Here is a 1,148-nt window from a genome sequence, read left to right as displayed (position 1 = left end):
GTTCCAGGCGCCTTGGCTTTCGACACCCAATTCGTCAACGTGCCCTTCGGAATCCCCAGGCGCTGCGCGGCCGACTGCAGCGTCAGTCCCTGCTCCAGCACCAGTCTCACGGCCTCTGCCTGAAACTCTTCCCCGTACGTCTGTCTTGCCTTGCTCATCTGTGCACACTCCTGATCCACGATCTTAATCTAAGGACCAAGCGTGTCCGCCTCGATCAGGCTACCTCACAGGTCTGCTCGTTAAGTACTCGGGCAGCACGGACACACAATGCCACCGGTGGAAAGGCGGAACCTAAACCATCCGTGCGAACGACGCGGAACACGGTAAACCCGTATCGCTGCCCGGCCACATGGGCAGGTCGACCGCAAGGAAGACTGTTGGCGGTGCGGGCAAAGGATGGCGGAGAAAGCGAACGTCGGCCTGTAATGGGTCGGATAGGAGTTGCGTCGCAAGGCAACATTACTCCACGCGAAAGCGGGCAGACTTCCGCATGGTCATTCATGGCGAGAGAATCTTGAGAAACTGTTGCACGAGGAAAAGCAGATGACGGCGAACGACACGAAGGTGCCGGGCGTTGGTGCGTCCTCGCCTGCTGCTCTAATGTGGGATCAGGCAAACTGGCCCCGCATCGAAGCGGAAGTGAAGCGGCTTCAGATGCGTATCGCCAAGGCAGTTCGGGAAGGTCGATGGGGTAAGGCGAAAGTCTTGCAACGTCTGCTGACCCGCTCGCATAGCGGCAAGATGTTGGCCGTCAAGCGAGTGATGGAGAATCGAGGCAAGAGAACGCCGGGAGTGGACGGGAAGATTTGGACATCTCCGGCGGCCAGGTGGAAAGGGATGTTGTCGCTGCGGCATCGCGGTTATCGAGCGATGCCGTTGCGGCGCATCTATATACCCAAGAGCAATGGGAAAAGGCGTCAGTTGGGGATTCCTTGCATGCGGGACCGGGCGATGCAGGCTTTGTGGAAGCTCGCGCTGGAACCTGTTGCGGAAACTCTGGCGGACCTGAACTCCTATGGCTTCCGGCCTGAACGTTCGACCGCTGACGCCATCGAACAGTGTTTCAGTGCTCTGTCACGCCGCTGTTCGGCAGAGTGGATTCTAGAGGGCGACATCCGAAGCTGCTTCGACAGTTTCAGTCATCCCTG

2 protein-coding genes are annotated in these 1,148 nt (G+C 58.8%); one reads left to right on the top strand and one right to left on the bottom strand.

All coding sequences use genetic code 11. The features are described from left to right. On the bottom strand, window positions 1-158 hold a 158-nt coding region (locus E1J61_RS34820; RefSeq protein ID WP_165971586.1), incomplete at its 3' end, for a transposase. 385 nt (window positions 159-543) lie between these two features. Here E1J61_RS34820 and E1J61_RS34815 point away from each other — a divergent pair. Next, window positions 544-1,148, top strand: a 605-nt coding sequence (locus E1J61_RS34815; RefSeq protein WP_207951301.1) for a reverse transcriptase N-terminal domain-containing protein, incomplete at its 3' end; no start/stop codon positions are given.

The sequence above is a fragment of the Cupriavidus sp. L7L genome (assembly GCF_004353535.1).
In the GTDB taxonomy this organism is placed as follows: Bacteria; Pseudomonadota; Gammaproteobacteria; order Burkholderiales; family Burkholderiaceae; genus Cupriavidus; species Cupriavidus oxalaticus_A.
Note: the sequence above shows the minus strand (reverse complement) of the source record. Positions and strands in the feature narration are given on the sequence as shown.